The sequence below is a fragment of the Streptosporangiales bacterium genome (assembly GCA_009379955.1).
Taxonomy (GTDB): Bacteria; Actinomycetota; Actinomycetes; order Streptosporangiales; family WHST01; genus WHST01.
On the sequence record WHST01000058.1, the window covers coordinates 1 to 24,185 of the forward strand.

22 protein-coding genes and 2 pseudogenes are annotated in these 24,185 nt (G+C 71.7%); 14 read left to right on the forward strand and 10 right to left on the reverse strand.

Translation table 11 applies throughout. The features are described 5' to 3' along the window. A pseudogene (locus GEV10_17610) lies at positions 1-605 on the forward strand (DUF222 domain-containing protein). On the opposite strand, the gene GEV10_17615 reads toward GEV10_17610, so the two are convergent. Continuing rightward, on the reverse strand, positions 429-1,484 hold the full coding sequence (locus tag GEV10_17615) for a methyltransferase domain-containing protein (protein ID MQA80272.1): 1,056 nt from the start codon (positions 1,482-1,484) through the stop codon (positions 429-431). The pseudogene GEV10_17610 and the gene GEV10_17615 overlap by 177 nt on opposite strands. Positions 1,485-1,568: 84 nt before the next feature. Here GEV10_17615 and GEV10_17620 point away from each other — a divergent pair, with 84 nt between their 5' ends. Next, a complete protein-coding gene (locus GEV10_17620; GenBank protein MQA80273.1) occupies positions 1,569-1,991 on the forward strand; it encodes an FAD-dependent oxidoreductase in 423 nt (140 codons plus the stop codon). Positions 1,992-2,011: 20 nt separating this feature from the next. After that, positions 2,012-2,893 (forward strand): GNAT family N-acetyltransferase, encoded by an 882-nt coding sequence (locus tag GEV10_17625; GenBank protein MQA80274.1) that lies wholly within the window; start codon positions 2,012-2,014, stop codon positions 2,891-2,893. On the opposite strand, the gene GEV10_17630 is transcribed toward GEV10_17625, so the two are convergent. Next, complete coding sequence (locus GEV10_17630) at positions 2,894-3,271, reverse strand: hypothetical protein (protein MQA80275.1); 378 nt, start codon at positions 3,269-3,271, stop codon at positions 2,894-2,896. Positions 3,272-3,383: 112 nt separating this feature from the next. Between GEV10_17630 and GEV10_17635 the strand changes: the two genes are divergently transcribed. Beyond that, positions 3,384-4,967, forward strand: coding sequence for a carboxylesterase family protein (locus tag GEV10_17635; protein ID MQA80276.1), 1,584 nt, complete (start codon positions 3,384-3,386; stop codon positions 4,965-4,967). A gap of 115 nt (positions 4,968-5,082) precedes the next feature. Here GEV10_17635 and GEV10_17640 read toward each other — a convergent pair whose 3' ends face one another. The 4 genes from GEV10_17640 to GEV10_17655 all read right to left on the reverse strand — a co-directional run bounded on the left by GEV10_17640 (position 5,083) and on the right by GEV10_17655 (position 8,667). Beyond that, entirely contained in the window at positions 5,083-6,066 is a 984-nt protein-coding gene (locus tag GEV10_17640; protein MQA80277.1) for a glycine/betaine ABC transporter substrate-binding protein, read from the reverse strand. Between the two features lie 38 nt (positions 6,067-6,104). After that, a complete protein-coding gene (locus tag GEV10_17645; protein ID MQA80278.1) occupies positions 6,105-6,800 on the reverse strand; it encodes an ABC transporter permease subunit in 696 nt (231 codons plus the stop codon). 130 nt (positions 6,801-6,930) lie between these two features. Beyond that, a complete protein-coding gene (locus GEV10_17650) occupies positions 6,931-7,578 on the reverse strand; it encodes an ABC transporter permease subunit (GenBank protein ID MQA80279.1) in 648 nt (215 codons plus the stop codon). Positions 7,579-7,752: 174 nt separating this feature from the next. Continuing rightward, positions 7,753-8,667, reverse strand: a complete 915-nt coding sequence (locus tag GEV10_17655) for an SDR family oxidoreductase (protein ID MQA80280.1) — start codon at positions 8,665-8,667, stop codon at positions 7,753-7,755. Between the two features lie 50 nt (positions 8,668-8,717). Here GEV10_17655 and GEV10_17660 point away from each other — a divergent pair, with 50 nt between their 5' ends. The 6 genes from GEV10_17660 to GEV10_17685 all read left to right on the forward strand — a co-directional run bounded on the left by GEV10_17660 (position 8,718) and on the right by GEV10_17685 (position 16,422). Next, positions 8,718-9,425, forward strand: a complete 708-nt coding sequence (locus tag GEV10_17660; GenBank protein MQA80281.1) for a TetR family transcriptional regulator — start codon at positions 8,718-8,720, stop codon at positions 9,423-9,425. A gap of 47 nt (positions 9,426-9,472) precedes the next feature. Continuing rightward, entirely contained in the window at positions 9,473-12,712 is a 3,240-nt protein-coding gene (locus GEV10_17665) for a tetratricopeptide repeat protein (GenBank protein ID MQA80282.1), read from the forward strand. A 250-nt stretch (positions 12,713-12,962) separates the two neighbouring features. Further along, a complete protein-coding gene (locus tag GEV10_17670; protein MQA80283.1) occupies positions 12,963-13,604 on the forward strand; it encodes a uridine kinase in 642 nt (213 codons plus the stop codon). 6 nt (positions 13,605-13,610) lie between these two features. Continuing rightward, entirely contained in the window at positions 13,611-14,342 is a 732-nt protein-coding gene (locus GEV10_17675; protein MQA80284.1) for a hypothetical protein, read from the forward strand. Between the two features lie 116 nt (positions 14,343-14,458). Continuing rightward, positions 14,459-15,829, forward strand: coding sequence for an FAD-binding protein (locus tag GEV10_17680; protein ID MQA80285.1), 1,371 nt, complete (start codon positions 14,459-14,461; stop codon positions 15,827-15,829). A gap of 119 nt (positions 15,830-15,948) precedes the next feature. Further along, positions 15,949-16,422: a DUF664 domain-containing protein gene (locus GEV10_17685; GenBank protein MQA80286.1), complete on the forward strand. Its 474-nt coding sequence runs from the start codon at positions 15,949-15,951 to the stop codon at positions 16,420-16,422. Positions 16,423-16,494: 72 nt separating this feature from the next. Here the strand turns inward: GEV10_17685 and GEV10_17690 are convergent, their stop codons facing one another. Continuing rightward, positions 16,495-19,191: a Bacterial alpha-L-rhamnosidase gene (locus GEV10_17690; protein ID MQA80287.1), complete on the reverse strand. Its 2,697-nt coding sequence runs from the start codon at positions 19,189-19,191 to the stop codon at positions 16,495-16,497. A 145-nt stretch (positions 19,192-19,336) separates the two neighbouring features. On the opposite strand from GEV10_17690, the pseudogene GEV10_17695 reads away from it, so the two are divergent. From GEV10_17695 to GEV10_17705, 3 genes and pseudogenes are all read left to right on the forward strand, one after another. After that, positions 19,337-19,784, forward strand: a pseudogene (locus tag GEV10_17695) (maleylpyruvate isomerase family mycothiol-dependent enzyme). A gap of 3 nt (positions 19,785-19,787) precedes the next feature. Beyond that, positions 19,788-20,702: an ANTAR domain-containing protein gene (locus GEV10_17700; protein ID MQA80288.1), complete on the forward strand. Its 915-nt coding sequence runs from the start codon at positions 19,788-19,790 to the stop codon at positions 20,700-20,702. A 97-nt stretch (positions 20,703-20,799) separates the two neighbouring features. Next, entirely contained in the window at positions 20,800-21,672 is an 873-nt protein-coding gene (locus GEV10_17705) for a phosphotransferase (GenBank protein MQA80289.1), read from the forward strand. Between the two features lie 9 nt (positions 21,673-21,681). Here GEV10_17705 and GEV10_17710 read toward each other — a convergent pair whose 3' ends face one another. Continuing rightward, positions 21,682-22,218: a methyltransferase domain-containing protein gene (locus tag GEV10_17710; GenBank protein ID MQA80290.1), complete on the reverse strand. Its 537-nt coding sequence runs from the start codon at positions 22,216-22,218 to the stop codon at positions 21,682-21,684. A gap of 85 nt (positions 22,219-22,303) precedes the next feature. On the opposite strand from GEV10_17710, the gene GEV10_17715 reads away from it, so the two are divergent. Beyond that, complete coding sequence (locus GEV10_17715) at positions 22,304-23,263, forward strand: GNAT family N-acetyltransferase (GenBank protein ID MQA80291.1); 960 nt, start codon at positions 22,304-22,306, stop codon at positions 23,261-23,263. Here GEV10_17715 and GEV10_17720 read toward each other — a convergent pair. Then, the gene (locus GEV10_17720) at positions 23,250-23,807 is read right to left on the reverse strand and encodes a TetR family transcriptional regulator (GenBank protein ID MQA80292.1); all 558 of its coding nucleotides are present in this window, start codon (positions 23,805-23,807) and stop codon (positions 23,250-23,252) included. The genes GEV10_17715 and GEV10_17720 overlap by 14 nt on opposite strands. Next, entirely contained in the window at positions 23,807-24,130 is a 324-nt protein-coding gene (locus tag GEV10_17725; protein ID MQA80293.1) for a QacE family quaternary ammonium compound efflux SMR transporter, read from the reverse strand. The genes GEV10_17720 and GEV10_17725 overlap by 1 nt, the downstream gene beginning before the upstream one ends. Between the last annotated feature and the right edge of the window lie 55 nt (positions 24,131-24,185).

Genomic DNA, 24,185 nt, shown 5'->3' on the forward strand with positions numbered 1-24,185 from the left:
ACGACCCGACCCGTGCCGCGGCGGAGGCCCGGCTGGTGCAGACCGCGACTGAGCTGGATCCGGCGCGGTTGCGGTGTGCGGCCAAACACCTGGGCGCGTGCCTGGACCCCGACGGGGTCCTGGCGACGGAGAAGGAGCAGCGGGAGAGCCAGCAGTTCACGATCACCGCGGACCTGCACGGCATGTACGCCCTCCGCGGCCGCCTCGACGCCCCCACCGCCAACGCCGTCACCCTCGCCGTGGAAGCCCTCGCCAAGCCGAAACCCGAAGCCGACGGGACCCCGGACCTGCGGACCGCATCGCGCCGCCGCGCCGAGGCACTCGGCCAGCTCGCCACCCTCGCTCTCGGGCACCCGGACATGCCCACCTCGGGTGGGTACCGGCCGCAGGTCATCGCCACCATCACCCTCGCCGAGTTGGAGCAGCGGTCAGGCGTGGCGTGGTTGAACAACGGTGAACCCGTCTCCGTCTACGAACTGCTGAAGACCGCGTGCCAGGCCGACGCCGCCCTCGCGGTGTTCGGGCACCACGGGGAGGTCCTGCACTACGGCCGGAACAAGCGCCTCGCCCCACCAGCGCTGCGTCGGGCACTGGTCGCCCGCGACGGCGGCTGTGTGGTCCACGGGTGCGACGCGCCACCGCAGTACACCGAAGCGCACCACCTCACCTGGTGGTCCCACGGCGGCCCCATCGACATCGACAACACCGCCCTGGTCTGCACCCGCCACCACACCGACATCCACGACGGCGGCGGGGGACCAGGCCGAGGAGGTCGTGGTCGTGCAGGCTCCACGGCGGGGACGCCGGATCCTCGCCGTGGCGCGGCGGGTGCGGGCGGCGGAGGTGTACGACGACTGCGGTCGCGTGCTCGCGCACCGGGCCGACGAGAGGACTCCCGTCACTGTCTCGTACGACCCGTCGTCGCGGCGCGCGTCGGCGAGGGCGTGTGCGACCTCCGCCTGTGCGTCCTCGACGTGGTCACGCGGGATCCTCTCCAGTGAGGAGCGGAACGCCACCGACCAGGCCCACGCCCACCAGTGGTCGAGGGTCTCGAATCTGGTCGTCTTCTCGACCGCGGCGACGTCGATGTCGCGGAAGCCGTGCGACGCCAGCAGCTCGGCGATGGCATCCGGGTCGTCGAAGACGTCCTTGACCCGCGCGGGAGGCGGGTCACCGGCCCACCGCCGCAGGATCGCGCGTGCGGCGTCGTGCTGGTCACGCTGTCCGTAGGTGCTGAACGCGAGACGTCCGCCGCGCACCAGCAGGGAGGCGTACGCGTCGAGCGCCGCAGCGGGATCGGGCAGCAGGAACATCATGAAGCCGCCGAGCACGGCGTCGAAGCCGCCGGGTGCGAAGTCGGGCGCCGCCGCGTCGCCGACGCGGACCCGTGCGTTCGCGACGCCACGCTTCTCGATGTCCGCGGACGTCAGCGCGACCATGGCCGGTGCGAGGTCGACACCGTCGACGCTGCCGGTCGGGCCCACCGCGTCGAGTCGGGCTCCGGGCCGATCGGGTTCCGCGGCGGGGACCCGCGGGCGCTGAGCGAGGACGCCCCGACGGTCGTGCGGATGGCGGACGACTTCCGGCAGATGTTCCCCGAGCTCGCCGGCGTCCGGTTCACCCACGCGTGGGGCGGCCCCATCGACATGGCGTCCGACCACGCCCCCGTCGTCGGGACCAGGCCGGGGACCCGGGTGCACTACGCCATGGGCCTGTCCGGCCACGGCGTGAACCCGTCGTGGATCGTCGGCCAGGTTCTCGCGTCCCTCGTCACCGGCGAGCGCGACGAGTGGACCGCGCTGCCGATCTGCCGCAGGACCGCCCCGCGACTGCCGCCCGAGCCGCTGCGCTACCTGGGCGGACGGTGCGTACGGGCCGCGGTCATGCGCGTCGAGCGCAGCGCCGACCTGGCGACGAGAGCGCCGCTGTGGGCACGGGTCGGCGCGGACCTCCCGCGCCGGCTGGGCATCCGGGTGGGTACGCGCCGGTGATCTCTGACTATAGTCAGAGAATGGACGTCGGCATGGTGGAGCAGGTGCGGCGGTTCAACCGGACCGTGACGCAGCGGGTCGGCGCACTCGACGACGCCTTCCTGTCGCGTGACCGGCCGCTCGGGCAGGCGCGCGTGCTGTGGGAGATCGGGAGCGACGGCTGCGACGTCAGGCTGTTGCGTTCGCGGCTCGATCTCGACTCCGGGTATCTGAGTCGGCTGCTGCGGTCGCTGGAGGGTGACGGGCTCGTCGCGGTGCACCAGAGCGGCGTCGACGGGCGCGTACGCACGGCGTACCTCACCGATCGTGGGGTGGGCGAGTGGGAGGTGCTCGACCGGCGGTCCGACGAAACGGCCACGTCGATTCTCGAGCTGCTCGACCCGCGCCAGCGCACCCGCCTGGTCGCGGCGATGGCCGAGGTCGAGCGGCTCCTCGTCGCCTCGACGGTCGACGTCGGTGTGTGCGACCCGCGGCACCGGCACGCGCGTGCCTGCATGCGGGCGTACTTCGACGAGCTGGCGAGCCGCTTCGACGGCGGCTTCGATCCTGCGCAGAGCATCTCCGCGGGCGACGAGGAGCTCTCGTCGCCCGTGGGGCTCCTCCTGGTCGCCTCACTGCACTCCGAGCCGGTCGGGTGCGGTGCGCTCAAGTTCCACGACGATGCGTCGGCCGAGCTCAAGCGGATGTGGGTCGCATCGGCGGTCCGTGGTCTCGGACTCGGCCGGCGGCTCCTCGCCGAGCTCGAGACACACGCGGCCGCCCAGGGCGTCCGCGTCCTGCGGTTGGAGACCAACCGGGACCTCACCGAGGCGATCGGCCTGTACCGGGCGGCGGGCTACCGCGAGGTGGCCGCGTTCAACGACGAGCCGTACGCCGATCACTGGTTCGAGAAGACGCTGTGATCACTCGGCTCCGGCACCGTACGGCCTGCCGGGCCAGTACGCCCACTCCTCGAAATGCTCGACCCGGCCGTCGGCGGCGAAGCGGAGGATCCACAGGTCGCGGTACTCCTGGTCCACCGGGTCGCCGTACCGCACCTCGAGGCGGACGACCGCGTCGAGGTCGGCCACGGCGACCGGTTCCGCGGTGGCCGTGAACGTATGCCCCTGGTCGTCGAGCCAGAAGCCCTGGATACCGGTGTGCCCGACGAGTGGCTCCTCGTACGGCGAGGTCAGGTAGCGCGCGTCCTCGGTGAACAGCCGTGTCACCGCCTCGACGTCGTCCTCGCGCCAGGCCCGCACGTAGGCGTCCACCCACCGCATCACACCGTCTCGGTCCATGACACCGACGGTAGTGGACGACAGGTCGGTCGCGTGCGTACGTCGAGGACCGTAGGCCTGGATACGACGCACTGGGGACGTTCGGGCCGGCGCGGAACGCGATTGTGGCGGCATGAGCAGATCACGACGGCTTTCCCTCCTTGGCGTCCTCCCCGCGGTCGTGGCGATGGTCGCCACGTTCGCAGGCCCGGCCGCCGCCGCCCCCGATACCGCGGACGACGCGATCGTCCGCACCGCCGACGGTGCCGTCCGCGGCACCGTGGACCCCGACCACCGGATCTTCCAGAACATCCCCTACGCGAAGCCTCCCGCGGGAGACCTGCGGCTGCGCGCGCCGCGGCCGAACGAGCCGTGGGACGGCGTGCGCGACGCGACCGAGCCGGGTCAGTGGTGCGCGCAGGTCTACCGGTATCCGCCGGACGCCCCGCCGACGTTCCAGGGCGGCGAGGACTGCCTGAACCTGAACATCCACGTCCCGCGTGGCGCGGACAAGCCGCTGCCGGTGATGGTCTTCCTGCACGGCGGCGGGTTCGTCGGCGGCTCGGGAGTCGGCTACGACCCGCGCCGGGTCACCGCCGGTGGCGACGTGATCGTCGTGACGGTGAACTACCGGCTCGGCGCGCTCGGGTTCCTCAGACACGCCTCGCTGCGTGACCCGTACGCGGGCAACTTCGGCATCGCCGACCACCAGGCGGCGCTGCGGTGGGTGCGGAAGAACATCGCCGCGTTCGGCGGGGACGACCGCAACGTCACGCTGTGGGGCGAGTCCGCGGGCGGGTTCAGCGTCTGCGCACAGCTCTCCTCGCCGGCCGCGCGCGGCCTGTTCGACAAGGCCATCGTGCACAGCTCGCCGTGTGGCAACGACTTCCTCACCCGTCGCGAGGCCGACAGGCGCGGACGTGTCGCCGCCGCCGACCTGGGCTGCAAGGACGTGGACGACGTCGCGGCCTGCCTGCGCGACGTGCCGGTCGAGAAGATCGCCGAGCTGTACTTCGACGGCATCGGAGCGTTCAGGAACGTGGCGAGCGCGCCCTGGGTCCCCACGTCCGGCACCTCGCCGATCCCGCTGCAACCGCTGGCGGCGGCGCGCACCGGCCTGGCGAACGACGTGCCGCTGATCCACGGCGGCACCCGCGAGGAGATGCGTGCCCACGTCGCCCAGCAGTACGACGGTGCGGGGAAGCCGATCACCGCGGCGCAGTACCCGACGGTCGTCGAGAAGACGTTCGGCGGCGACGCGGGGAAGGTGCTCGCGGAGTACCCGCACACCGACTTCGCCTCGCCCAGCATCGCGCTGGCGACCGCGCTGTCCGACGAGGGCGGGCTGGTGGGCGCGTGCTCGCAGCTGCCGTACGACGCCGCGGCGAACCGCCGGGCGCCGGTGTACGCCTACGAGTTCGCCGAGCCCACGGACGACGTCGAAGGTGACATGCCGCTCCTGTCGTCACACGGTGCGGACATCCCCTACTTCTTCGACAGCTACCTGCCCGGCCCGCCCAAGCCGCCGTTCTCCGAGGCGAGGCAGGCACTGGCGGACGACCTGATCGCCAAGTGGACGGCGTTCGCACACACCGGCAGGCCGGGCAGCGGCTGGACCCGCTACCGCGACGGAGTCGCCCTGTCGTTCCACAGCGAGCGCAGCGGTCCGGTGAACGTCGCCGCCGAGCACCGCTGCCGGTTCTGGCGTTCGCTCTGAGGGACGTGTCGGGCCGACAGCACAACGCCGTGAGGGGCACCCTCACCGTGTCATGACACGGTGAGGGTGCCCCTCACGGGTTACGGACGCGAGGAAGCGGTGTAGCCGCAGCAGGTCAGATGACCTTCTTCTCCTTGAGGAAGTCCTCGGCGACCTTGTCGACGGGCAGGCCGTCGACGTCGATCTGTGCGTTGAGGGTGCTCATCTGCTTGTCGGTGAGCAGCTTGCTGAGACCGGTGAAGAGCTTGTCGTAGTCCGCGGAGTTCTTGTCGTAGACCTCCTTGCGGATGGTCACGGCGATGTTGTACGCGGGGAAGAAGCCCTTGTCGTCCTGGAGGACGGTGAGCTTCTTGCCGACGATCTGGCCGTCGGTCGCGAAGACGACCGCGAAGTCACACGGGTCGCCCTTGCCGACGGTCTCGTACACGAGGCCGAAGTCGAGCTGCTTGACCTGGTTACGCGGCAGCTTGAAGCCGTACGTCTTCTCGACGCCTGGCAGGCCGTCGTCGCGGCTGATGAACTCCGAGGCGGTGCACAGGTTGGCGGCCGCGGGGTCCTTCTTCGCCAGCGCGGCGTAGTCGGAGACGGACTTCACGCCGTACTTCTTCACGGCGTCCTGGTTGGCGGCGAGGGCGTAGGTGTTGTTGGCCTTCGCCGGTGCCAGCCAGACGATGTTGTTCTTGGCGTCGGCTTTCTTCACGGCCTCGAACTGCGCGTCGGATCCGGCGACGGGCTTGGTGTTCTTGAGGATGTTGATCCAGCCGGTGCCGGTGTACTCGTAGTAGAGGTCGACCTTGCCGCTGGTGAGTGCGGCACGGACGACCGGTGTGCCGGTCAGCTTCGTCTCGTCCTTGACCGTCGCGCCGGCGGCTTCGAGGGTCTGGACGAGCATCTTGCCCAGCAGCACCTGCTCGGTGAACTCCTTCGACCCGACCGTGACCTCCACGCCGGAGAGGTCGACCGAGCTCGCGAGCGAGCCCTCGTCGGCCTCGGTGGCGCCCTCGCCGCCACCACCGCCGCATCCGGCGACTGCGGCCAGGCTGAACGCGGCCACGACGACCGCAGCCCATCCTCGAACTGCTCGTGATTGACGTCGCATGGCTTGTCCTATTCCGTGTACGTCGTTTCCGTATGCCGTCAGATCCCCCTCGGGGTCAACAGCTCTTCGATCACACCGGCGACGTAGTCGACGGCGAGTGCGAACAACGCGGTCATGATGCTGCCCGCGATGATGACCGGCATCCGGTTCTGCACGATGCCGGAGTAGACGATCTGGCCGAGGCCGCCCGCGTTGGTCAGTACGGCGATCGTCGCCGTGCCGACGTTGATGATCAGGGCGGTGCGGATGCCCGCCAGGATCACGGGCACCGCGAGGGGCAGCTCGATGCGGAACAGCACCCGCAGCTTGCCCATGCCCATCGCCGTCGCGGCCTCCTTGACGTCCGGGTCGACCTGCCGGAGCCCCACCATCGTGTTGCGCAGGACGGGCAGGACGGCGTAGAGCACGAGGGCCACGATGGCGCCCTTGAAGCCGATGCCCCACGTCAAGGCGAGCAGCACGAGCACGCCGAGGGTCGGGACGGCCTGGCCGAAGTTGGCGAGCGCGAGGAAGAACGGGACCGTCGGCCTGGCGAACGGCCGGGTCAGCAGGATGCCGAGCGGCACCGCGACCACGATGACGATGACGGTCGACAGTGACACCAGCTGGATGTGGCGCACCACCGACAGCTGGATCGACTCGGCGCTGAGCAGCCGGCGCTCGATGCTGTCGAGATCCGCGGTCTGCAGCCACAGGTACATGACGGCGCACACCGCGAGGATGAACAGCGGCATCGCCGCGAAGCGCCCGGTCCTGGTGAGCCCCGACCTGCGCGTGGTGAGTCGGCCCTCGGACAGGCCCGCGAAGGCGTTGCCGGCATCGGCCGACACCGACGGTGCGACGGTAGCGACGCCACCTCTGCGGTCAGACACGGAGGCCTCGGGACGTGGTCAGTCGGTTGACGAGGACGAACGTGGCGTCGAGGAGCAGGCTGAGGACGACGACCCCGAGCGTGCCCGCCACGGCCTCGTGGATCGCCACCGGGCTGCCGACGCGGCGCAGTCCGTCGAGGATCAGCACGCCGAAGCCCGGGCCACTGACGACGGCTCCGAGAGTGGCGATGCCGACGATGATCATCGTCGAGACGCGGACGCCGGTGACGATGACCGGCATCGCCAGCGGCAGCTCGACGCGGAACAGCCGGCTCCAGCGGCTCATGCCCATGCCGGTCGCCGATTCCACGATCGCGGGGTCGACGCCCCGCAGCCCGGTGATGGTGTTGCGCACGATCGGGAGTAGCGAGTACAGCGTCAGCGCGACGATGACCGGTGGCTGGCCGAGTCCGACGACGCCGACGAGCAGCGCGTACAGGGCGAGGGACGGGATGGTCAGGATCAGGCCGGTCAGCCGGGTGATCCCGCCGCCGAGCGTGGGGCGCCGGTACAGGCCGACGCCGAGGGCGATCCCGATGACGGTGCCCAGTGCCATGGAGATGAGCACGACCTGGAGATGGCCGAGACCGTGCACGAGGAGATCCTGGTGGTAGTACTGCAGGTACTCCACGAAGGTCATCGCCGGTCCTCCACGGCCTGCGACCGTCGCGGGCCTGCCCACCGCGGCGCCTCATGCGCCGTGGTTCCTCGCCGCCCAGCATTCCACATGGCGCTGCCGGGTTCCGCAGCGTTCGGTACCAATTGGGTACACGGGTCGGACCCTGGGCATCGATCCGGTCACCCGGACGATGCGTCAGCGGTAGCCGGTGACGTCGGCGGGCTTGCCCGGGTCCTGCACCTCGACCATGTACCGCCACGCGTCCGGTCGGCTGCCGTCGACGTCGGTGAACCCGTATACCTGTGCCAGCTGCCCGCTGGACAGCGACCTTCCGTGCCAGCGCGCCACGTCGGGATCCTGGGCGAGTGCCGCCACTGCGCGCCCGACGTACGCCGGGCTCTCGGAGATCGCGAAGTGCGGCACCCGTTCGGTCGCGTCGTGCCAGTTCGCCTCCGTGACGCCGAACCCCTCGAGCATCGCCTCGGAACGCAGCCACCCCGGAGTCACCAGCGTCGCGGTCGCGTCGCGGTCGCGCAGCTCGTGGGCGAGCGCGAACGCCATGCGGCTCACGGCCGCCTTCGCCAGGTCGTAGAAGAACGAGACCCGGTAGTTGGTCGCGTTGTACTCGTCCGTCCCGTCGGTCACCTCGACGACGAGGCCGCCGGGTGTCCGCAGCAGCAACGGGATCGCGACGTGACTGGTGATGGCGTGGGTGTCGACGGCCACGTGCAGGGAGTGCAGCCCGTAGTCCAGGTCCGACTCCCAGACGGTCGCGTCCCACTCCATCCGGGTGGCGCCGAAGATGTTGTTCACGAGCACATGCAGGGCGCCCTGTTCGTCCTCGATGCGCGCCACCAGCGCCCGCACCTCGTCGGGCACGAGATGGTCGACGCGCACCGCGATCCCGCGCCCGCCCGCCTCGTCGACCAGGGCCGCGGTCTCCTCGATCGTCTCCGACCGGTTCATCTCCGACCGCGCCGACCCGCTCGTCCGCCCGGTGACGTAGACGGTGGCGCCGGCCGCGCCGAGCTGGACGGCGATCCCCCGCCCCGCTCCGCGGGTCGCGCCGGCGACCAGCGCCACCCTGCCCGTCGATGCCGACATGCGCATGCTCCTCTCGCTGAAATCATACGGTGTCTGGTTTTGATACCATACGGCGTATGGCAGCGAGGGGCAAGCCGCGCGAACGCCGTCCCGGTCGCCCTCGTGCCGGGGAGCGACGACTCGACCGGGAGGCGATCCTCGAGGCGGCCCTGCGCATCGTTGACGACGACGGGCTCGAGGCCCTGAGCATGCGCCGGCTCGCCTCGGCACTCGGAGTGAACCCGATGTCGATCTACCACCACCTGCCCGGCAAGGCGGCGGTGCTGTCGGGTCTGGTGCGCGAGGTGTTCGCCCAGGTCTCGGTCACAGTGCCCACCGACGACGCGTCGTGGCAGGACCGCCTGAAGCACGCCGCGCGCGCGTACCGCGGTGTCCTGCGCACGCACCGCAACCTCGCGCTGCAGATCGTGTCCGACACCGCCGCGGTGTCCGACTCGCTCGTCGTGGCCGGGGAGCCGTTCTACGAGGCGCTCGAGCGCGCGGGACTGCCACCGAGGTCGGTCGTCGACGGCGTCAACACGCTCGTGGACTTCATCCACGGGTTCATGCTGGGCGAGGCGTCGAGCACGGAGGAGACGTTCGACCTCGGACCCGACCTCCTCGAGCGCGTACGCCAGCTGCCGCCGGGCGCCGCACCCGCCCTGACCCGGGTGACCGAGGCGCTCGGCGAGGACGGCCTGCGCTACGAGTTCGACGCGGGGTTCGAGTCCGGCCTCGACATCGTCGTCAGGGGCATCGAGGCGGGCGTCGTCTCGAACCGGTGAGCGCGGTTGTCCGCCGTGTAGGCGTGGTCGGTGAGGCCTCGGCGTGGATGTCGCGGGAGACTGAGCCGGTGAGCGTGTACTTCCGGCTGCTCGGGCCGTTGCGGGTGACTCGCGACGGCCGGGAGGTGTCGTTGCCGGCGGCCAAGGAGCGGGTGGTGCTCGCCGCACTGTTGCTCGCGGCCGGGCGCGCGGTGTCGGTGGAGCAGCTGATCGACAGCGTGTGGGGAGACTCGCCGATCGCGACCGCCCGCCAGTCGCTGGCGGTGTACGTCTACCGGCTGCGCAGCGCGGTCGGCGAGGAGCTGATCGTCAGCGCCGGCAACGGCTACCGGGTCGACGTCTCGCGGTGTGGTCTCGACCTCGCCGACTTCGACGCGCTCGTCGAGGAGGCCGGCGAGGCGGAGGGTCGTGGCGATCTGCCGGTGGCGGTGGCGAGGTTGCGTGCGGCACTGGGCCTGTGGCGCGGTGACCCGTTGGACGACGTGGCGTCGGACGTGTTGCATCGGCACGGGGTGGCGGCGTTGGCGGAGCGCCGGCTCGGTGTGGTGGAAGGGATGGCGGGGTGGGAGATCGCGCTCGGTCGGGGGCGGGACACGCTCGTGGAGCTGCGGCGGCTGGTGGCCGCGCACCCGTTGCGGGAGCGGTTGTGGGCGCTGCTGATGCGGGCGTTGGTTGCCGAGGGTCAGCAGGCGGGGGCGTTGGCGGCCTATCGCGACATCACCTCGCGGCTGGCCGAGGAGCTCGGTATCGACCCGGGTGCGGAGCTGCGCGAGGTGCACCAGGCGATCCTCACCGGCACGCTCGAGTCGTCCCCGGCGACGACGGGTGACACGTCCGCGACGGTGTCGGTGCGGCCGCGTCAGCTGCCGGCGCGGCCCCTCGGGTTCGTCGGCAGGCAACGGCAGGTCGCGCGCCTGCTGTCGTGGTTCGAGCGGGACGGCCACGCAGTTGCGGTGGTGTCGGGTCCGCCAGGGGTGGGCAAGTCGGCGCTCGCGGTGACGGTCGGCCATCTGCTTGCCGAGCGGTTCCCCGACGGGCAGCTGTTCGTCGACCTGCGCGGGTTCTCCGCAGAGCAGGCGCTCCAAGCGACCGATGTGCTGCCGCGGTTCCTGCGTGCGCTGGGGATGCCGGCCGACGAGGTGCCGGTGGAGGTGGACGAGCAGTCTGCGGCATTCAGGTCCGCGACGGCCGGCATGCGGGTGCTGGTGGTGCTGGACAACGCTGCCACGCCGGAGCAGGTCCGTCCGCTGCTGCCGGGTGGGCGGGAGTGCGGGGTCATGGTCACCAGTCGTGACCGGTTGCACTCCCTGGTGGCGATCGACGGGGCGAGGGCGTTGGCACTCGACGTGCTGGGGCTCGACGAGGCCACCGCGGTGCTGGCGGCGCAGACCGACGCCGGCCGGGTCACCGCGGAGTCCGAGGCGGTCCGCCGGATCGCGGAGCTGTGCGGTCGGTTGCCGCTGGCGCTGCGTGTCGCGGCGTCGCATCTCGCGCTGAGCCCGCACGAGCTGGTGTCCGACTACGCGGCCGAGCTGGATCGTGGTGGGCGTCTCCACCGCATCTGGGCCGGTGACGACGGCCTCTCGGTGACCGCGGCGTTCCAGCTGTCCTACGCAGCTCTCGACGTCGACGCGCGGCGGGTGTTCCGACAGCTCGGCCTGGTACCAGGACCGGGCTTCACCGTCGACTCGATCGTCGCGCTCACCGGTGGGGCGGACGTGCGACGGCACCTGGAGATCCTCGAGTCCGCGAGCCTCGTCCACCGCCAGGTGCCCGGCCGGTACCGCATGCACGACCTGGTCCGCGACTTCGCCGGGCACCAGGCCGAGACCGAGGACGGCGCCGCTGCGTGCACCGACACACGACAGCGCCTCTTCGACTGGTACGTGGCGAAGGTCGACGCCGCGCTCGTCCCCCGGTTCCCGAACGTGTACCGGCTGCCACGTGCGGCACCCGACGAGACGATGGTCGAGCAGACCGAGGTGGGCTGGATCGAGGACGAACTGGCCAACCTCACGGCCGCCGTCAGCCACTGCGTCGAGCACGGGCCGTATGCGGCCGCCTGGCACCTCACCGACGCGCTGCGCCAGTACCTCTACGTCAGCGGAATCCGCTCGGAATGGGCGACCATCGTCGGCCTCGCCCAGCCGCTCGCGGAGCGTGAGGCAGGGCCGCGTGTCAGGGCGGCGATGCTCCTGGCGCACGCGACGCTCATGAGCGAGACCCTCGAACGGGACGAGGCACTCGTCTCGGTCCGCGGCGCCGCGGACCTCTTCGCGGCCGCGGGCGATCACTACGGCGAGGGCATCGCCCGCCGGGACATGTGCATCCAGTACGCGAACGCGTCCCGCCACGACGACGCCCTCGCCGCCGGAGAGCGGGCGCTGGAGATCTTCACCGCACACGGTCACGGGTCGGCCGTGGCGATGATGACCAGGAACCTCGCGCTCCTCGAGTCGGAGATGGGCAGGCTGACCGACGCCGTGGCCGACTGCGAACGGCTCCTCCGGCTCGACGACGGCACCGAGGACGTCGGGAGCCGTGCGCGGATCCGATCCCTCCTCGGCTACTCCCTGCGCCGGGTGGGCAGGCTCGCCGAGGCGCGTGCCCACCTCGACGACGCCGTCGCTCTGTTCGACGAGTCCGACCACCGGCTCGCCGCTACAACGGCCAGGTGCGACCTCGCCCGCTGCCTGTGCGATGCCGGCGACTACGACTGCGCCAGAACGCTCGCGGACGAGGCGATGGCGGGCGCGGATCGCGACCACGACCGCGAGAACCACGTGGAGGCGGGCGCCGTACTCGCCGAGATCGACGTGCGGAGCCGACCCCCGTCGCAGTGGCGCTTCACGGCCCCGTCGGCCGAGGAGATGGAGCCGTTCGTCGGCCACCCGCTGTACTTCCGCTGGCTCGACGTCGTCGGCTGGGCGGCCCTGTTCCGCGGCGACCACGACAAGGCGCTGGAGGTCGCCACGCACACCCTCGCTCCGGCACGGGAAAGCTCGGTACGCCTTGCCGGTGACGCGGCGCTGACCGTGCTCACCGCGGCGCTCGTCGGGCTCGGCCGTGCCGGCGAGGCGATCGAGCGCGGCACCGAGGCGCTCCGGCGGCACCGTGAGACCGGCTACCGGCTCCGCGAGGCCCGTACCCTCTGCTCTCTCGGCGACGCGTGCCTCGCCGCCGGTGACTCCACGGCAGCCCGCGGACACTGGGAGCAGGCGCACGAGGTCTACACGGCGATAGGCACCGCCGAGGTGGCCGAGGCGTCGCGCCGACTGGGCTCCTGACCGGCTGGTCCCGCCGCGCAAGCGGAACGCCGACGGCGCGCAACCGGCCGCCGGTTGGCTGACCGTCCACATCGGACCGCTGCCGCCGCCACCCCGGCCCGCCGGTGAGCTGACACGCACAGCCGTCGGTCGGGGTCATCCGGACCTTCCATCCGCCGCCGTCTGCCAGGAGCGGCGGAGCGGTATCCCGCCATGGGAGAATCGCGCGGTGTCGACGGTCGAGGGTCAGGCGCCCGCGCCAGCACGAGCCCTGGTCCTCCATGACGTCGCCGAGCGGGTGCCGGCGGCGGGCGGCGACGACTGCGTGCGCCTCGGTGTCGACGGTGTCGACGGCGCGGGCAAGACCGTGTTCGCCGGCGAGCTCGCCACCGTGCTTCGCGAGCTCGGACGCCACGTCGTACGCGTCTCGGTCGACGACTTCCACCATCCGCGCGCGGTCAGGTACCGGCGTGGCAGGACCTCGCCCGAGGGCTGCTGGCTCGACTCCTTCGACTACGCGCGGCTGCGCGCCGACGTGCTCGAGCCGCTGGGTCCCGGCGGCTCGCGCCGCTACCGTCCGGTCGCGCACGATCTCGTCACCGACGAGCTCGTCGAGTCACCCGTCCACCTCGCTCCGCCGGGGGCGGTGCTGGTCGTGGACGGCCTGTTCCTGCACCGCGACGAGCTGCGCGACGCGTGGGAGATGACGGTCTTCCTCGACGTGCCGTTCGCCGAGACCGCACGTCGCATGGCCGACAGGGACGGCACGAACCCGGATCCACGGCATCCGAGCATGCGCCGGTACGTGGAGGCGCAACGCCTCTACGTCGCCGCGTGCGCGCCTCGGCGCCGCGCCACACTCGTCGTCGACAACACCGATGTCGACGCACCCGAGCTCGTCGAAGCGAGGTAGCGAGAGATGTCGTCGTCGCGTACGGGTCGGCGCCGCTGGCCGTGGGTGGTCGCGGGCCTCGTCGTCGTGTCGGCAGTCGCGGTCGGCGCGATAGTGGCGGTGTACCCGGTGGTGGCGTCCACCTCCTGTCCCTGGTGCTATGGCATGACGAAGGTCCATCCCCGGCTCTACGTCGACGACGGCTCGTCGCGGGCCGATCGGCGGCGGGTGGTCGCCGCTGTCGCCGCCGCGAACGCGCGCGTCACGGCCTTCTACGGCACGCGCGAGAGCGCACCGCGCGTGCTCGCGTGCACGACCGTCGGATGCTACGAGCACATCGGCGGCGGGCGGGAGCGGGGCGTCGCGGTGCTCAACCGTGCCGTCATCCTGTCGCCGCGCGGGCTCGACCCGGTCATCGCGTCGCACGAGATGTCGCACGTCGAGCTGCACCGCAGGCTCGGGTCGGGCGACGACGTGCCGCAATGGTTCGACGAGGGACTCGCCGTCCTCGTGTCCGGCGACCCGCGGTACCTGCGGCCCGCGTCGGCTGCGGACCGGTGTCGGGTCGAGCCGGGTCGCGACCTGCCGGTGACGCTCGACGAGTGGCTGCATGCCGCCGGGAACGACGCGGACGTCTACGCCAGGTCCGCGTGCCGGGTGAGCCGGTGGGTCGACGCGAACGGCGGACCGCGTGCCGTCCTCGACCTGGTGGACCGGCTGCAGAGCGGCGAGCGCTTCGCCGACGTGGTGCCGGACTGACCCAGTCGGCGTATCACGTCAGGGCTTTGTCAGGGGCGTGTCCTGGTGTTGTCGGTGGTTCCTCGCCCCTCCGTGAACGACGCTGGCCGGCAGGGCCGACGACCACGGAGGGTGACATGGGTGGGATGACGATCGAGCAGTTGCGTGAGCGGACGCGGGGCGACGTGATCACCCCCGAGACGGCCGGCTACGACGAAGCGCGCAGGGTCTACAACGGGATGATCGACCGGCGACCCATGGTCGTCGTCCGCCCCGTCAACGCCGGCGATGTCCGGGCGGCCGTCGACTTCGCGAGGGAGAACGAGCTCGACCTCGCCGTACGCGGCGGTGCGCACAGCGTGCCCGGCTTCGGCACCTGTGACGACGGTGTCGTCGTCGACCTCTCCGCCATGCGGGGTGTGCGCGTCGACCCGGCCGCGCGGACGGCGCGTGCGGAGGGCGGCGCGACCTGGGGTGACTTCAACGCCGCGACCCACGCCTTCGGGCTCGCCACGACCGGCGGCATCATCTCCACCACCGGCGTCAGTGGTCTCACCCTCGGCGGTGGCATCGGCTATCTCGCCCGCGGGCACGGGCTGTCCTGTGACAACCTGCTCTCCGCCGACGTCGTGACGGCGGACGGTCAGTTCGTCACCGCGAGCAGCAGCGAGCATGACGACCTCTACTGGGCGTTGCGTGGCGGCAGCGGCAACTTCGGCGTGGTCGTCTCGATGGAGTTCGCCCTCCACCCCGTCGCGACCGTCTACGGCGGTCCGATGTTCTTCGAGCTGGACGCCGCCCGGGACCTGTTGGACTTCTACCGTCAGTTCATGCCGACGGCACCGGAGCAGTTCGGTGGTTTCCCCGCGTTCCAGATCGCGCCGCCGCTGCCGTTCGTGCCCGAGAATCGCGCCGGCGAGCCGCTTGCGCTGTTCGTGGCGTGCTGGTCCGGGCCGATCGAGGAGGGCGAGCAGGCGCTCAAGCCGCTGCGCGAGGTCGCGCCGACGGTGGCCGAGCACGTCGGACCGATGCCGTACCCGGCGCTGAACAGTGCCTTCGACCCGCTGCTTCCGCCGGGGCTCCGGCACTACTGGAAGGCCAACTTCGTCAAGGAGCTCACCGACGACGCGATCGCCGCACACCTCGAACACGCGCCCGGGCTGCCGGCCCTGGAGTCCACCGTGCATATCTACCCCATCAACGGTGCGTGCCACCGGGTCGCGTCGGACGAGACCGCGTTCGCCTACCGGGACGCGAACTTCGCCACCGTGATCGCCGGGATGTGGCCGGACGAGGCAGACGACGACAAGGCGACCTCGTGGGTGCGCGACTACTACGCCGCCACCGCACCGCACTCGGAACAGGGCGGATACGTCAACTTCATGGCAGCCGACGACCAGGACCGGGTACGTGTCAACTACGGCGCCAACTACGACCGTCTCGTCGAGGTCAAGCGGAGGTACGACCCCGACAACCTGTTCCACCTGAACCAGAACATCACGCCGTAGAGGTCGTTTCGTGCGCTTCACCTCGGCGAGCGATTCCTCGATACTGCAGTGGTGAGCATGACTGAGACTCTGGACGCGATGGCGAACGCGCCGGGGCCGGCGGCGTGAGCCCGGATGGGGTGTCGCCGTCCTGGACGAGCGATCTGCGGGCGCGGCTCGATGAGCTGCTCGACGAGCACCGCGCGATGCTGCACGACAGTCTCGACGGGCTCACCGAGGAGGAGGCACGCCGCTCCCTCGCGCCCTCCCGCACGACCCTGCTAGGCCTGGTCAAGCACGTCACCTACGTCGAGCACGTCTGGTTCAACCAGGCCCTGACCGGCCGGAGCCTGCGAGACCTGGGTGCCCCGTCGACTCCGGACCGGTCCTTCATCCTGCGCAAGGCGGACACCATCGAAAGCGTCAGAGTCGCGTACGCCGCGGCCTGCGCCCGGTCACGGCGACTGGTCGCCGACCATGGCCTCGACGATGAGGTGACGGGGCGAGGTCCGCGCGCGTTGTGGGCCATCTATACACACATGCTTCGGGAGCTCGCGCAACACTGCGGGCATGCCGACATCCTGCGCGAGCAGGTGCTCGCAGCTCGGGAGTGAACCGCTACAGGTTCCGCGACGGCGGCGAGTACCTCGCTCGGGTCGGTGGCGCTCCACCCGGTACGGCGGTGGTCAGTGCCGGACGCTCGCGGTGAAACGGTAGTGGCCCGACCCGACGTGGCAGACCTGCTCCTCGCCGGTCCGCTCGACGCCCCGCACGTGTGGTGCGTCGTCGAGCACGTCGCCGCTCTCCCGGACGGAGTCGGGGTCGGCCGTCGGTACGTACACGGTCGCCTCCGCGCCGGGCGGAACGGTGACGTCGAGCGTGAAGGTGTCGCCGTCGACCTGCCAGCGCGACGCGAACCGCCCGCGCACCGAGTCGTACTCCGCCGAGGCGCGGGTGAGCGCACCGCCGACCCGTGGACGGACGACGGCCTCGCGCCACGCCACCGAGCCCGGCGCCTGGTCGAGGCCGGCGACACCGGTGTAGAGCCACTCGCCGACCGAGCCGAGCGCGTAGTGGTTGAACGAGTTCATCGCCGCGGACTGGGTGCCGCGGTCGGCCGTCCAGGCGTCCCAGCGCTCCCAGATCGTCGTCGCGCCGTTGACAACGGAGTAGCCCCACGACGGGTACGCGGTCTGGGCGAGGAGCGCGTGGGCGAGGTCCGCGCGCCCGTGCCCCGCCAGCGTCGGGCACAGCAGTGCGACGCCGACGAATCCCGTGGTCAGCCGGTTGCCCCGCTCCTCCACCGACCGGACGAGGTGACCGAACACGGCGTCGACGAGCCGGTCCGGCAGCAGGCCGAACGCGAGCGCGAGCAGCTGTCCGGTCTGCGTGCCGCCGTGGACGTGGCCGTCGTCGCCGACGAACTCCTCGACGAACGCCGACCCGATCTCCGCGGCCAACCGCGCGTAGTGCGCGGTGATCTCCGGACGTTCGAGCGCGGTGGCCGCCGCCGAGACCGTGCGCGCCGAGCGCGCGAAGTACGCGGTAGCCAGCACCTCGGGCGGCGTGGCCGCGTCGACCTGCAGCCAGTCGCCGTAGTCGTTGCCCCTGCGGTGCCGCCAGACGAGGTCGGGGTTGTGGCGGTGCACGTGGTCGACCCAGGCGCACATCGCGCCGAACGACAGGTCGAGCACGCGTCGGTCGCCGTACGTCCGGTAGAGGTGCCACGGGATCAGCACGCCACCGTCGCCCCACGCCGGTGCGCCCTCGCGGTCCAGGCAGCCGCAGACCTTCGGCGCCACGTCGGGGAAGGCGCCGCCGGCGTCCTGTCCCGACACGACGTCGCGCATCCACCGCGCGAAGAAGGCAGCGCAGTCGGCGTTGAGGCACGCGGTGGGGGCGAAGATCTGCGCGTCCGCCAGCCAGCCGAGACGCTCGTCGCGCTGCGGGCAGTCGGTGGGTACCGAGACGAAGTTGCCGCGCTGCCCCCAGCGGATGTTGGCCTGCAGCCTGGTGACGAGGTCGTCGTCGCAGCCGAACTCGCCGACGAACGTGGTGTCGCTGTGCAGCACCACGCCGGTGACGTCGTCGGCCCGCAGCTCACCGGGGTAGCCCGCCACCTCGACGTACCGGAACCCGTGCGTGGTGAACTCCGGCTCGAACACCTCCTCGTCCGCGCCAGTGGCGTAGTAGATGTCCGTCGCCTCGGCCGAGCGGAGGTTCTCGGTGTAGAGCGAGCCGTCGTCGGCGAGCAGCTCGCCGTGGCGCAGCCGGATCCGCTGCCCGGGCACCGCCCCGCGGACGGTGAGCCTGACCCGGCCCGCGATGTTCTGACCGAGGTCGACGAGGAACCCCTCGGGTCGCTGGACGACCGAGCGTGCGGGCAGCTCGGCGGTGACGCGTACGGGCTCGTCGCCGGTCGCGGTGAGCGTCGTGGTGTCGGTGCCGGCGACCACGGCGAACGGCCAGGCCGAGTCGTCGAAGCCAGGGCGGTCCCAGCCCGGTGTGTCGAGGCGCGCGTCGTCCTGCTGCCCCATGAGCAGGTCGGCGTACCTGATGCGTCCCTGCCGCTCGCGCCAGCCGCCGTCGGTGCCGATCACCTCGCGGACACCGTCGGCGCGGTCGAGGACGAGCTGCGCGAGGAACTGCGGCGCGGTGCCGTACTGCTGCGCCTGGTGCCGCGCGTCCATGCCGACGAAACCGCTCCACCAGCCGTCGGCCACAGTGGCGCCGAGGACGTTGTCGCCCTCGGCGAGCAGGTCGGTGACGTCGTACGTCTGGTACTGGATGCGGTGGGCGTAGTCGGTCCAGCCGGGGGTGAGCTCGTCGCGTCCGACGCGCACGCCGTTGAGCCTCAGGCGGTACACGCCGCGCGCCGTCACGTGTACCCTCGCCCTGCGCACGTCGCCTGCCGTGAACGTACGGCGCAGCTGCAACGGCGGCGGCAGGTACTCGCAGCGCAGCGAGCGGTCGTGGTCCTGGGGGACGGGGATCGGCGGCAGCGTCCTGGTGTCGCGCGCGATCCACACGGCCCGCCACTCGGCGGGGCTCAGCACCCCGGTCTCGAACCAGGAGCGCGCGCGCCCGGCGTCGTCACCCGCGGCGTCCCTGAGCCCGACCTCCCAGTGGTACCTGGTGTCGGACCGCAGCGCCGGGCCGGCGTACGCGACGCTCGTCCGGTCGTGCCCGGCGATCCAGCCGGTGTCCCACCCGGCCTCACTGCTTTCGTCCGCCCGGACGACCACCCGCGAGGCGCTCGGCACGGCCCCGCGTTCGGTGGACTCGAGCTTCCAGGAGAGCCGCGGGCACGGCTCGCCGACACCGAGCGGCGTGACGAGGAACTCGCAGCGCGGGTCGCGCGGTGTCAGTGTGTCGGGCGGCATGGCGATCCCGGGTCATCGGTTGGAACGTTTCAACGGCCGTTCGTCGGGAACTTAGGACGCGACGGCGACGGGTGTCAAGGTCGATGCCCCGACGCAGGTAGGTATGGCAGGGGTGTCGCTGTCTCGACGGAAGGATGTGCCGATGATGCTCGATCTCGAGCCCGCGACCCGCCGGGTGGCCGACCTCGTCGCCGGCGTGCCCGACGACCGGCTGACGGCGCCGACCCCGTGTCCGGACTACACCCTCGGCGACCTGCTCGCGCACGTCGACGGGCTGTCGTTCGCCTTCACGATCGCCGCGCGCAAGTCCGCCGCCGTACCCGGACCAGCGACCTTCGGGCAACGCGGCCGATCTCGGTGACGACTGGCGGACCCGCATCCCCCGGCGCCTCGCCGAGCTCGCCGAGGCCTGCCGCGATCCTGCCGCCTGGGAGGGCATGACCCGGGCGGGCGGCCTCGACCTGCCCGGCGAGGAGCCCGCCGAGGGCCTCTTCGGTCCGCCAGTCGAACCCGGCCGGGACGCCTCCCCGCTCGACCGGGTCGTCGCGCTCGCCGGTCGCGACCCGGCCTGGCCCGGAGCCACCGGCCGGTAGGTCATGCGAGGTCGAGCAGCATCACCGGGTCGGGGCGGTTGTGGTGGGCCACCCTCTCACCGCACTGTGTGCTTCCGGTGGCATGAGACGTCCGCACCAGGTACAAATGTGGCAACCAGCGGAGCTACCGGCAGGCCCTCCCAGCACGCGTGGCTTCGACACCACACGCACGTTCAGAGAGGCGAGCCAGTGGTGGACGCTCATCAGGGGGAACAGAGCGGTTCGGTGACCACGCTGGTGGCCGAGGTCTACCAGCTGCTCGTCGGCACCGAGAGCCTCGACGAGCTGCTCGAGGAGCTGGCCAGACTGGCCGCCGACGAGATCGACCGCGAGCTGTCGTGCGGGCTGACGGCGCGGACCGACGGCAAGCCGGTGACGGTGGCCAGCAGCGACGAGCTCGCCGAGCGGCTCGACCAGATCCAGCACACCACCGGAGTCGGTCCAGGTCAGGACGCGATGGACACCGGCGAGCCGGTCGAGGTGACCGATCTCGACGAGGCCGGGCGGTGGAAGGAGTGGCAGGCACGGGGGCGGTCGGTCGGCCTGGAGAAGTCGCTGTCGATGCCGCTGATGATGAACGAGCGCACCCTGGGCGTCCTCAACCTGTACTCGATCAGTGCCGTCGACTTCACCGAGGACGACCGGGAGGAGGCCGAGCGGTTCGCGGCCCAGGCCGCGGGTGCGCTCGCGGTGGGAGTGCGGATAGCGGAGCAGGCCGACCTCGCCTCTCACCTGGCGACTGCCCTGGAGTCCCGCGGGGTGATCGACCAGGCCAAGGGCATCCTCATGGCGCGGGAGCGATGCACCGCAGACGAGGCGTTCGTGATCCTGCGGACGACGTCGCAGCAGCGCAACACCAAGCTCAGGACCGTCGCCCAGGACCTCGTGGACCGGATCTCCAGGCCGCCGATCTCGTGACGGTCCACCCGGACGGCGCGGCCCCTCACGGCGGCGAACCCGGTGATCCACCCGTCTTCACTGGGCGCGTCGGGCTCGTGGGGACGGGGAGGGACGCATGTCCGTTGTCGAGGAGTTGGTCGCCGAGGTCGGCTCGGCGCACGGGCGACGGCTGACGGTCCGCGGCCGTTACCCGAGCGGCCGCCAGGGCGGCGCGTGGTCCGTGGTCGACGGCGACGGTGCCGCGGCGGTCCTGAAATGGGGACGCGACCTACCGGCGCCGCGGATGCGGGAGCTCGCCGGGGCGGTCGCGAGCGCGCGGGCCGCCGGGTATCCGACACCGGCCTGGCTCGCGAGCGGGGTCACGTCCGGCGGCTCCTGGTACTGCCTGCAGGACGTCGCGCCCGGGGTGCCGTCGACGCCGCTGACCCCGGCCACCGTGCCGCTGCTCGTCGAGGTGCTCGAACGCCAGGCGGGTCTCGCGCCGGACCTCACGTTCGACTGGAACGAACAGGTCCGCGCCATGGTCTCTGGTGCGGACGGCGACGGGCACAAGCGCGCCGTCCGCGCACTCGGCCCGGAGGGGCGGGCGCTCGTCGAGCGGTACGACGACCTCCTCGCGGCGTACGACCGGGTCGAGCTCCCCGCCGGTGACCTGGTGCACGGCGACTTCAACACCTGCAACGTCCTGCTCGACGGCGGGACGGTCAGCGGCGTCATCGACGTCATGGCGCTCGGCGTGGGCAGCAGGGTCGTCGACTACGCGTGCCTGCTCCGCGAGGCGTACGTCGAGGGCTACGGCGACGGTGTCACCCGTCGCCTGCACGAGGCCGCCGCGGTCGTCGCGGGACCGGCGCCGCTCGCCCTGTGCGTCGCGGCGACGGCGTTCTTCATCGTCGGGTTCAAGCGCCGCCACGAACCGGACGCGCTGCCGCGAGTACTCACCCGCCTCCACCACCTGGCCGACGCCCTCGGCGAGGCGGGCCCGTGAGGGGCACCCTCACGAGTGAGGCCGCGTGGCCGTCGCGGTCAGGCAGAGCAGGGTCTGGCCCTTCTTCGTCGTCGCGGTGGTCGGCTCGGCCGTGAACCCCTGGGCCGCGAGGACGCCGGTCACCGTGCGGGCCACCTCGTCCGCCTTCGCCGCGGTTGGCGGCTCGTAGCACAGGTACAGCGCGCCGGCCGGTGCGAGGAGTGTGCGGGTGAGCGCCAGCTCCGCAGCGGCGTCGCCGGTCCAGAACAGGTTCACGTTGACCGCGAAGATCTTGTCGACGCAGAGCCCGGCCGGGTCGAGGTCGGCGAACGCGCAGGTGCGGAACGACGCCTTCCCCCCGGCGATGTGCGGCTCGTTCGCCTCGATGGCGGCGTCGATCGCGACCGGTGAACGGTCGACGGCCAGAAGGGTGCCGATGTCGAGGCGGTTGCACACGAGCGGCACGGCGATGCCGCGTCCGCAGCCGATCTCGAGCAGCCGGTCGGCGGGCTCGACGGCGAGCCTCTCGATCGTCCAGTGCAGCCGTTCGGGTATCCGCCTCGCCACCGGATCAACCTCACTCGCCGGGCGATAGCGTGCTCGGTGGAACGAGGAGGTGGACGGTGCCGAATCCCGCGGACCTCCTCGCCCTGTGACCCCGCCGCTCGCCTGCGTCGGCGCGCTGGTCCGCGACGGGCGGAACCGGGTCTACGCCCAACGCCGCACCGCGGAGCGCCGCCTGTTCCCCGGGATCTGGGACATCGTCGGCGGCCACGTCGAGCCCGGCGAGACGCCCGAGGCGGCGTTGGCACGCGAGATCGAGGAGGAGACCGGTTGGACGCTGCGCCGCATCGAGGCCGTCGTCGCCGACTGGGAGTGGGAGTACGACGGCGTCGTGCGGCACGAGCTCGACTACCTGGTGGACGTCGACGGCGACCTCGACGCACCGCGACTCGAGGAGGGCAAGCACGACGCGTCGGCGTGGGTCGGTCCCGGTGACCTGGAGCTGATGATGGTGGGCAGGACGGACGGTGACCGCAGGCTGCGCGATCTCGTGGCGATGGCCGTCCGCACGCGCCTCACCGACCGACTCCGGCTCGAGCCCGCGAGACCCGGGCACGCCGCCGACCTGCGCCGGCTGCACCTCGACGAGGCCGTCGCGTACTGGCACGGTGGCGCGTGGAGCGAGGAGGACGCCGCGACCCGGGCGGCCGACCTGGCGTCGGCGTGGGAGGCCGACGGCGTCGGCAAGTGGCTGGCATACGCCCGCGACACCGGCGAGCTCGTCGGCCGGGGCGGCCTGTCGTACGTCGACGTCGACGGCGACCGTCGCCTCGAGGTCGGCTGGACCGTGCGATCCGACCTGTGGGGACGCGGCTACGCGACCGAGATCGGTCGGGCGGCACTCGCCTTCGCATCCGCGGAGCTCGGTGCGGACGAGGTCGTCGCCTTCACCGAACGGCACAACGCGCGGTCGAGAGCGGTGATGGAACGGCTCGGCATGCGGTACGTCCGTGAGCTCCGCCGACCGGGTCTCGTCGAGGGACGCGACGGCGTGCACGACGACGCGCCGTTCGCGCTCTACGTCGCTCCCCGCGCTACGCCGGGATGATCGCGCGGATGATCGCGCGGAGGTCGTCGTCGGGCAGGGCGTCGTCGTGGACGAGTGCGTCGAGCAGGACGCCGTCGAGCAGGGCGGTGATCGCGCGGGCGGCGCGGGCGTCGACGTGCCGGGCGAGTGCGGCGCGGGTGACGAACGCCCAGGCGCGCGCGGCGTCGACGACCGCGGGCCGGCGCAGGGCGGTGACGTACAGGTCGTACGACACGGTGGTGCGGTGCCGGTCCGGCCCGAGCGCCGTGCGGACGAGGTCGCAGATCGCCTCGGCGAGGTCGGTGCCGTCGCGCTCGATCCCCTCCGACCACGCGGCGAGGTCGCGACGGTACTCCTCGACGGCCTGCTCGGTGGCGGTGACGAGGAGGTCGTCGAGACCGGAGAAGTGGTAGGTGGTCGAGCCCAGCGGGACGCCGGCGGTGTCGGCGACGGCGCGGTGCGACAGCGCCGGGACACCGCGATCGAGCACGACCTGCCAGGCGGCCGCCGCGATACGGTCACGCCGGGTGGGGTCGGTCGGCCCCCGGGTCGTACGGGCGGGCATCAGTGCGCGCCACCACTGAGGTTCAACGCGATGACACCGCAGATGATCAGGGCCGTGCCGGCGAACTTCCAGGCGGTGGCGGGCTCGCCGAGGGCGATGATCCCGACCGTCGTGATGAGCGCGGTGCCGAGACCCGCCCACACGGCGTACGCCACGCCGAGGTCGATGGTCTTCAGCGCCTGGGCGAGCAGCACGAACGCGACCCCGTAGCCGGCTACGGTGCCGACGCTGGGCCAGAGCCTGGTGAATCCCTCGGTGAAGCGCAGGCACAGCGTGGCGACGACCTCGCAGACGATCGCCCCGGCCAGGAACAGGACGGGCATGTGGGACCTCCCTCGACACCGATATGTACGACCGTACACAAAGGTCGGTCACGGT

What these genes read in the sequence shown, in the direction of transcription:
- GEV10_17680 (MQA80285.1), top strand. Translation starts at nt 14,459, where the DNA reads ATGGGTGGGATGACGATCGAGCAGTTGCGTGAGCGGACGCGGGGCGAC.
- GEV10_17640 (MQA80277.1), bottom strand. Translation starts at nt 6,066, where the DNA reads ATGCGACGTCAATCACGAGCAGTTCGAGGATGGGCTGCGGTCGTCGTG.
- GEV10_17700 (MQA80288.1), top strand. Translation starts at nt 19,788, where the DNA reads ATGCGAGGTCGAGCAGCATCACCGGGTCGGGGCGGTTGTGGTGGGCCA.
- GEV10_17660 (MQA80281.1), top strand. Translation starts at nt 8,718, where the DNA reads ATGGCAGCGAGGGGCAAGCCGCGCGAACGCCGTCCCGGTCGCCCTCGT.
- GEV10_17705 (MQA80289.1), top strand. Translation starts at nt 20,800, where the DNA reads ATGTCCGTTGTCGAGGAGTTGGTCGCCGAGGTCGGCTCGGCGCACGGG.
- GEV10_17650 (MQA80279.1), bottom strand. Translation starts at nt 7,578, where the DNA reads ATGACCTTCGTGGAGTACCTGCAGTACTACCACCAGGATCTCCTCGTG.
- GEV10_17690 (MQA80287.1), bottom strand. Translation starts at nt 19,191, where the DNA reads ATGCCGCCCGACACACTGACACCGCGCGACCCGCGCTGCGAGTTCCTC.
- GEV10_17655 (MQA80280.1), bottom strand. Translation starts at nt 8,667, where the DNA reads ATGCGCATGTCGGCATCGACGGGCAGGGTGGCGCTGGTCGCCGGCGCG.
- GEV10_17630 (MQA80275.1), bottom strand. Translation starts at nt 3,271, where the DNA reads ATGGACCGAGACGGTGTGATGCGGTGGGTGGACGCCTACGTGCGGGCC.
- GEV10_17665 (MQA80282.1), top strand. Translation starts at nt 9,473, where the DNA reads ATGTCGCGGGAGACTGAGCCGGTGAGCGTGTACTTCCGGCTGCTCGGG.
- GEV10_17635 (MQA80276.1), top strand. Translation starts at nt 3,384, where the DNA reads ATGAGCAGATCACGACGGCTTTCCCTCCTTGGCGTCCTCCCCGCGGTC.
- GEV10_17625 (MQA80274.1), top strand. Translation starts at nt 2,012, where the DNA reads ATGGACGTCGGCATGGTGGAGCAGGTGCGGCGGTTCAACCGGACCGTG.
- GEV10_17675 (MQA80284.1), top strand. Translation starts at nt 13,611, where the DNA reads ATGTCGTCGTCGCGTACGGGTCGGCGCCGCTGGCCGTGGGTGGTCGCG.
- GEV10_17620 (MQA80273.1), top strand. Translation starts at nt 1,569, where the DNA reads ATGGCGGACGACTTCCGGCAGATGTTCCCCGAGCTCGCCGGCGTCCGG.
- GEV10_17720 (MQA80292.1), bottom strand. Translation starts at nt 23,807, where the DNA reads ATGCCCGCCCGTACGACCCGGGGGCCGACCGACCCCACCCGGCGTGAC.
- GEV10_17645 (MQA80278.1), bottom strand. Translation starts at nt 6,800, where the DNA reads ATGCCGCTGTTCATCCTCGCGGTGTGCGCCGTCATGTACCTGTGGCTG.
- GEV10_17725 (MQA80293.1), bottom strand. Translation starts at nt 24,130, where the DNA reads ATGCCCGTCCTGTTCCTGGCCGGGGCGATCGTCTGCGAGGTCGTCGCC.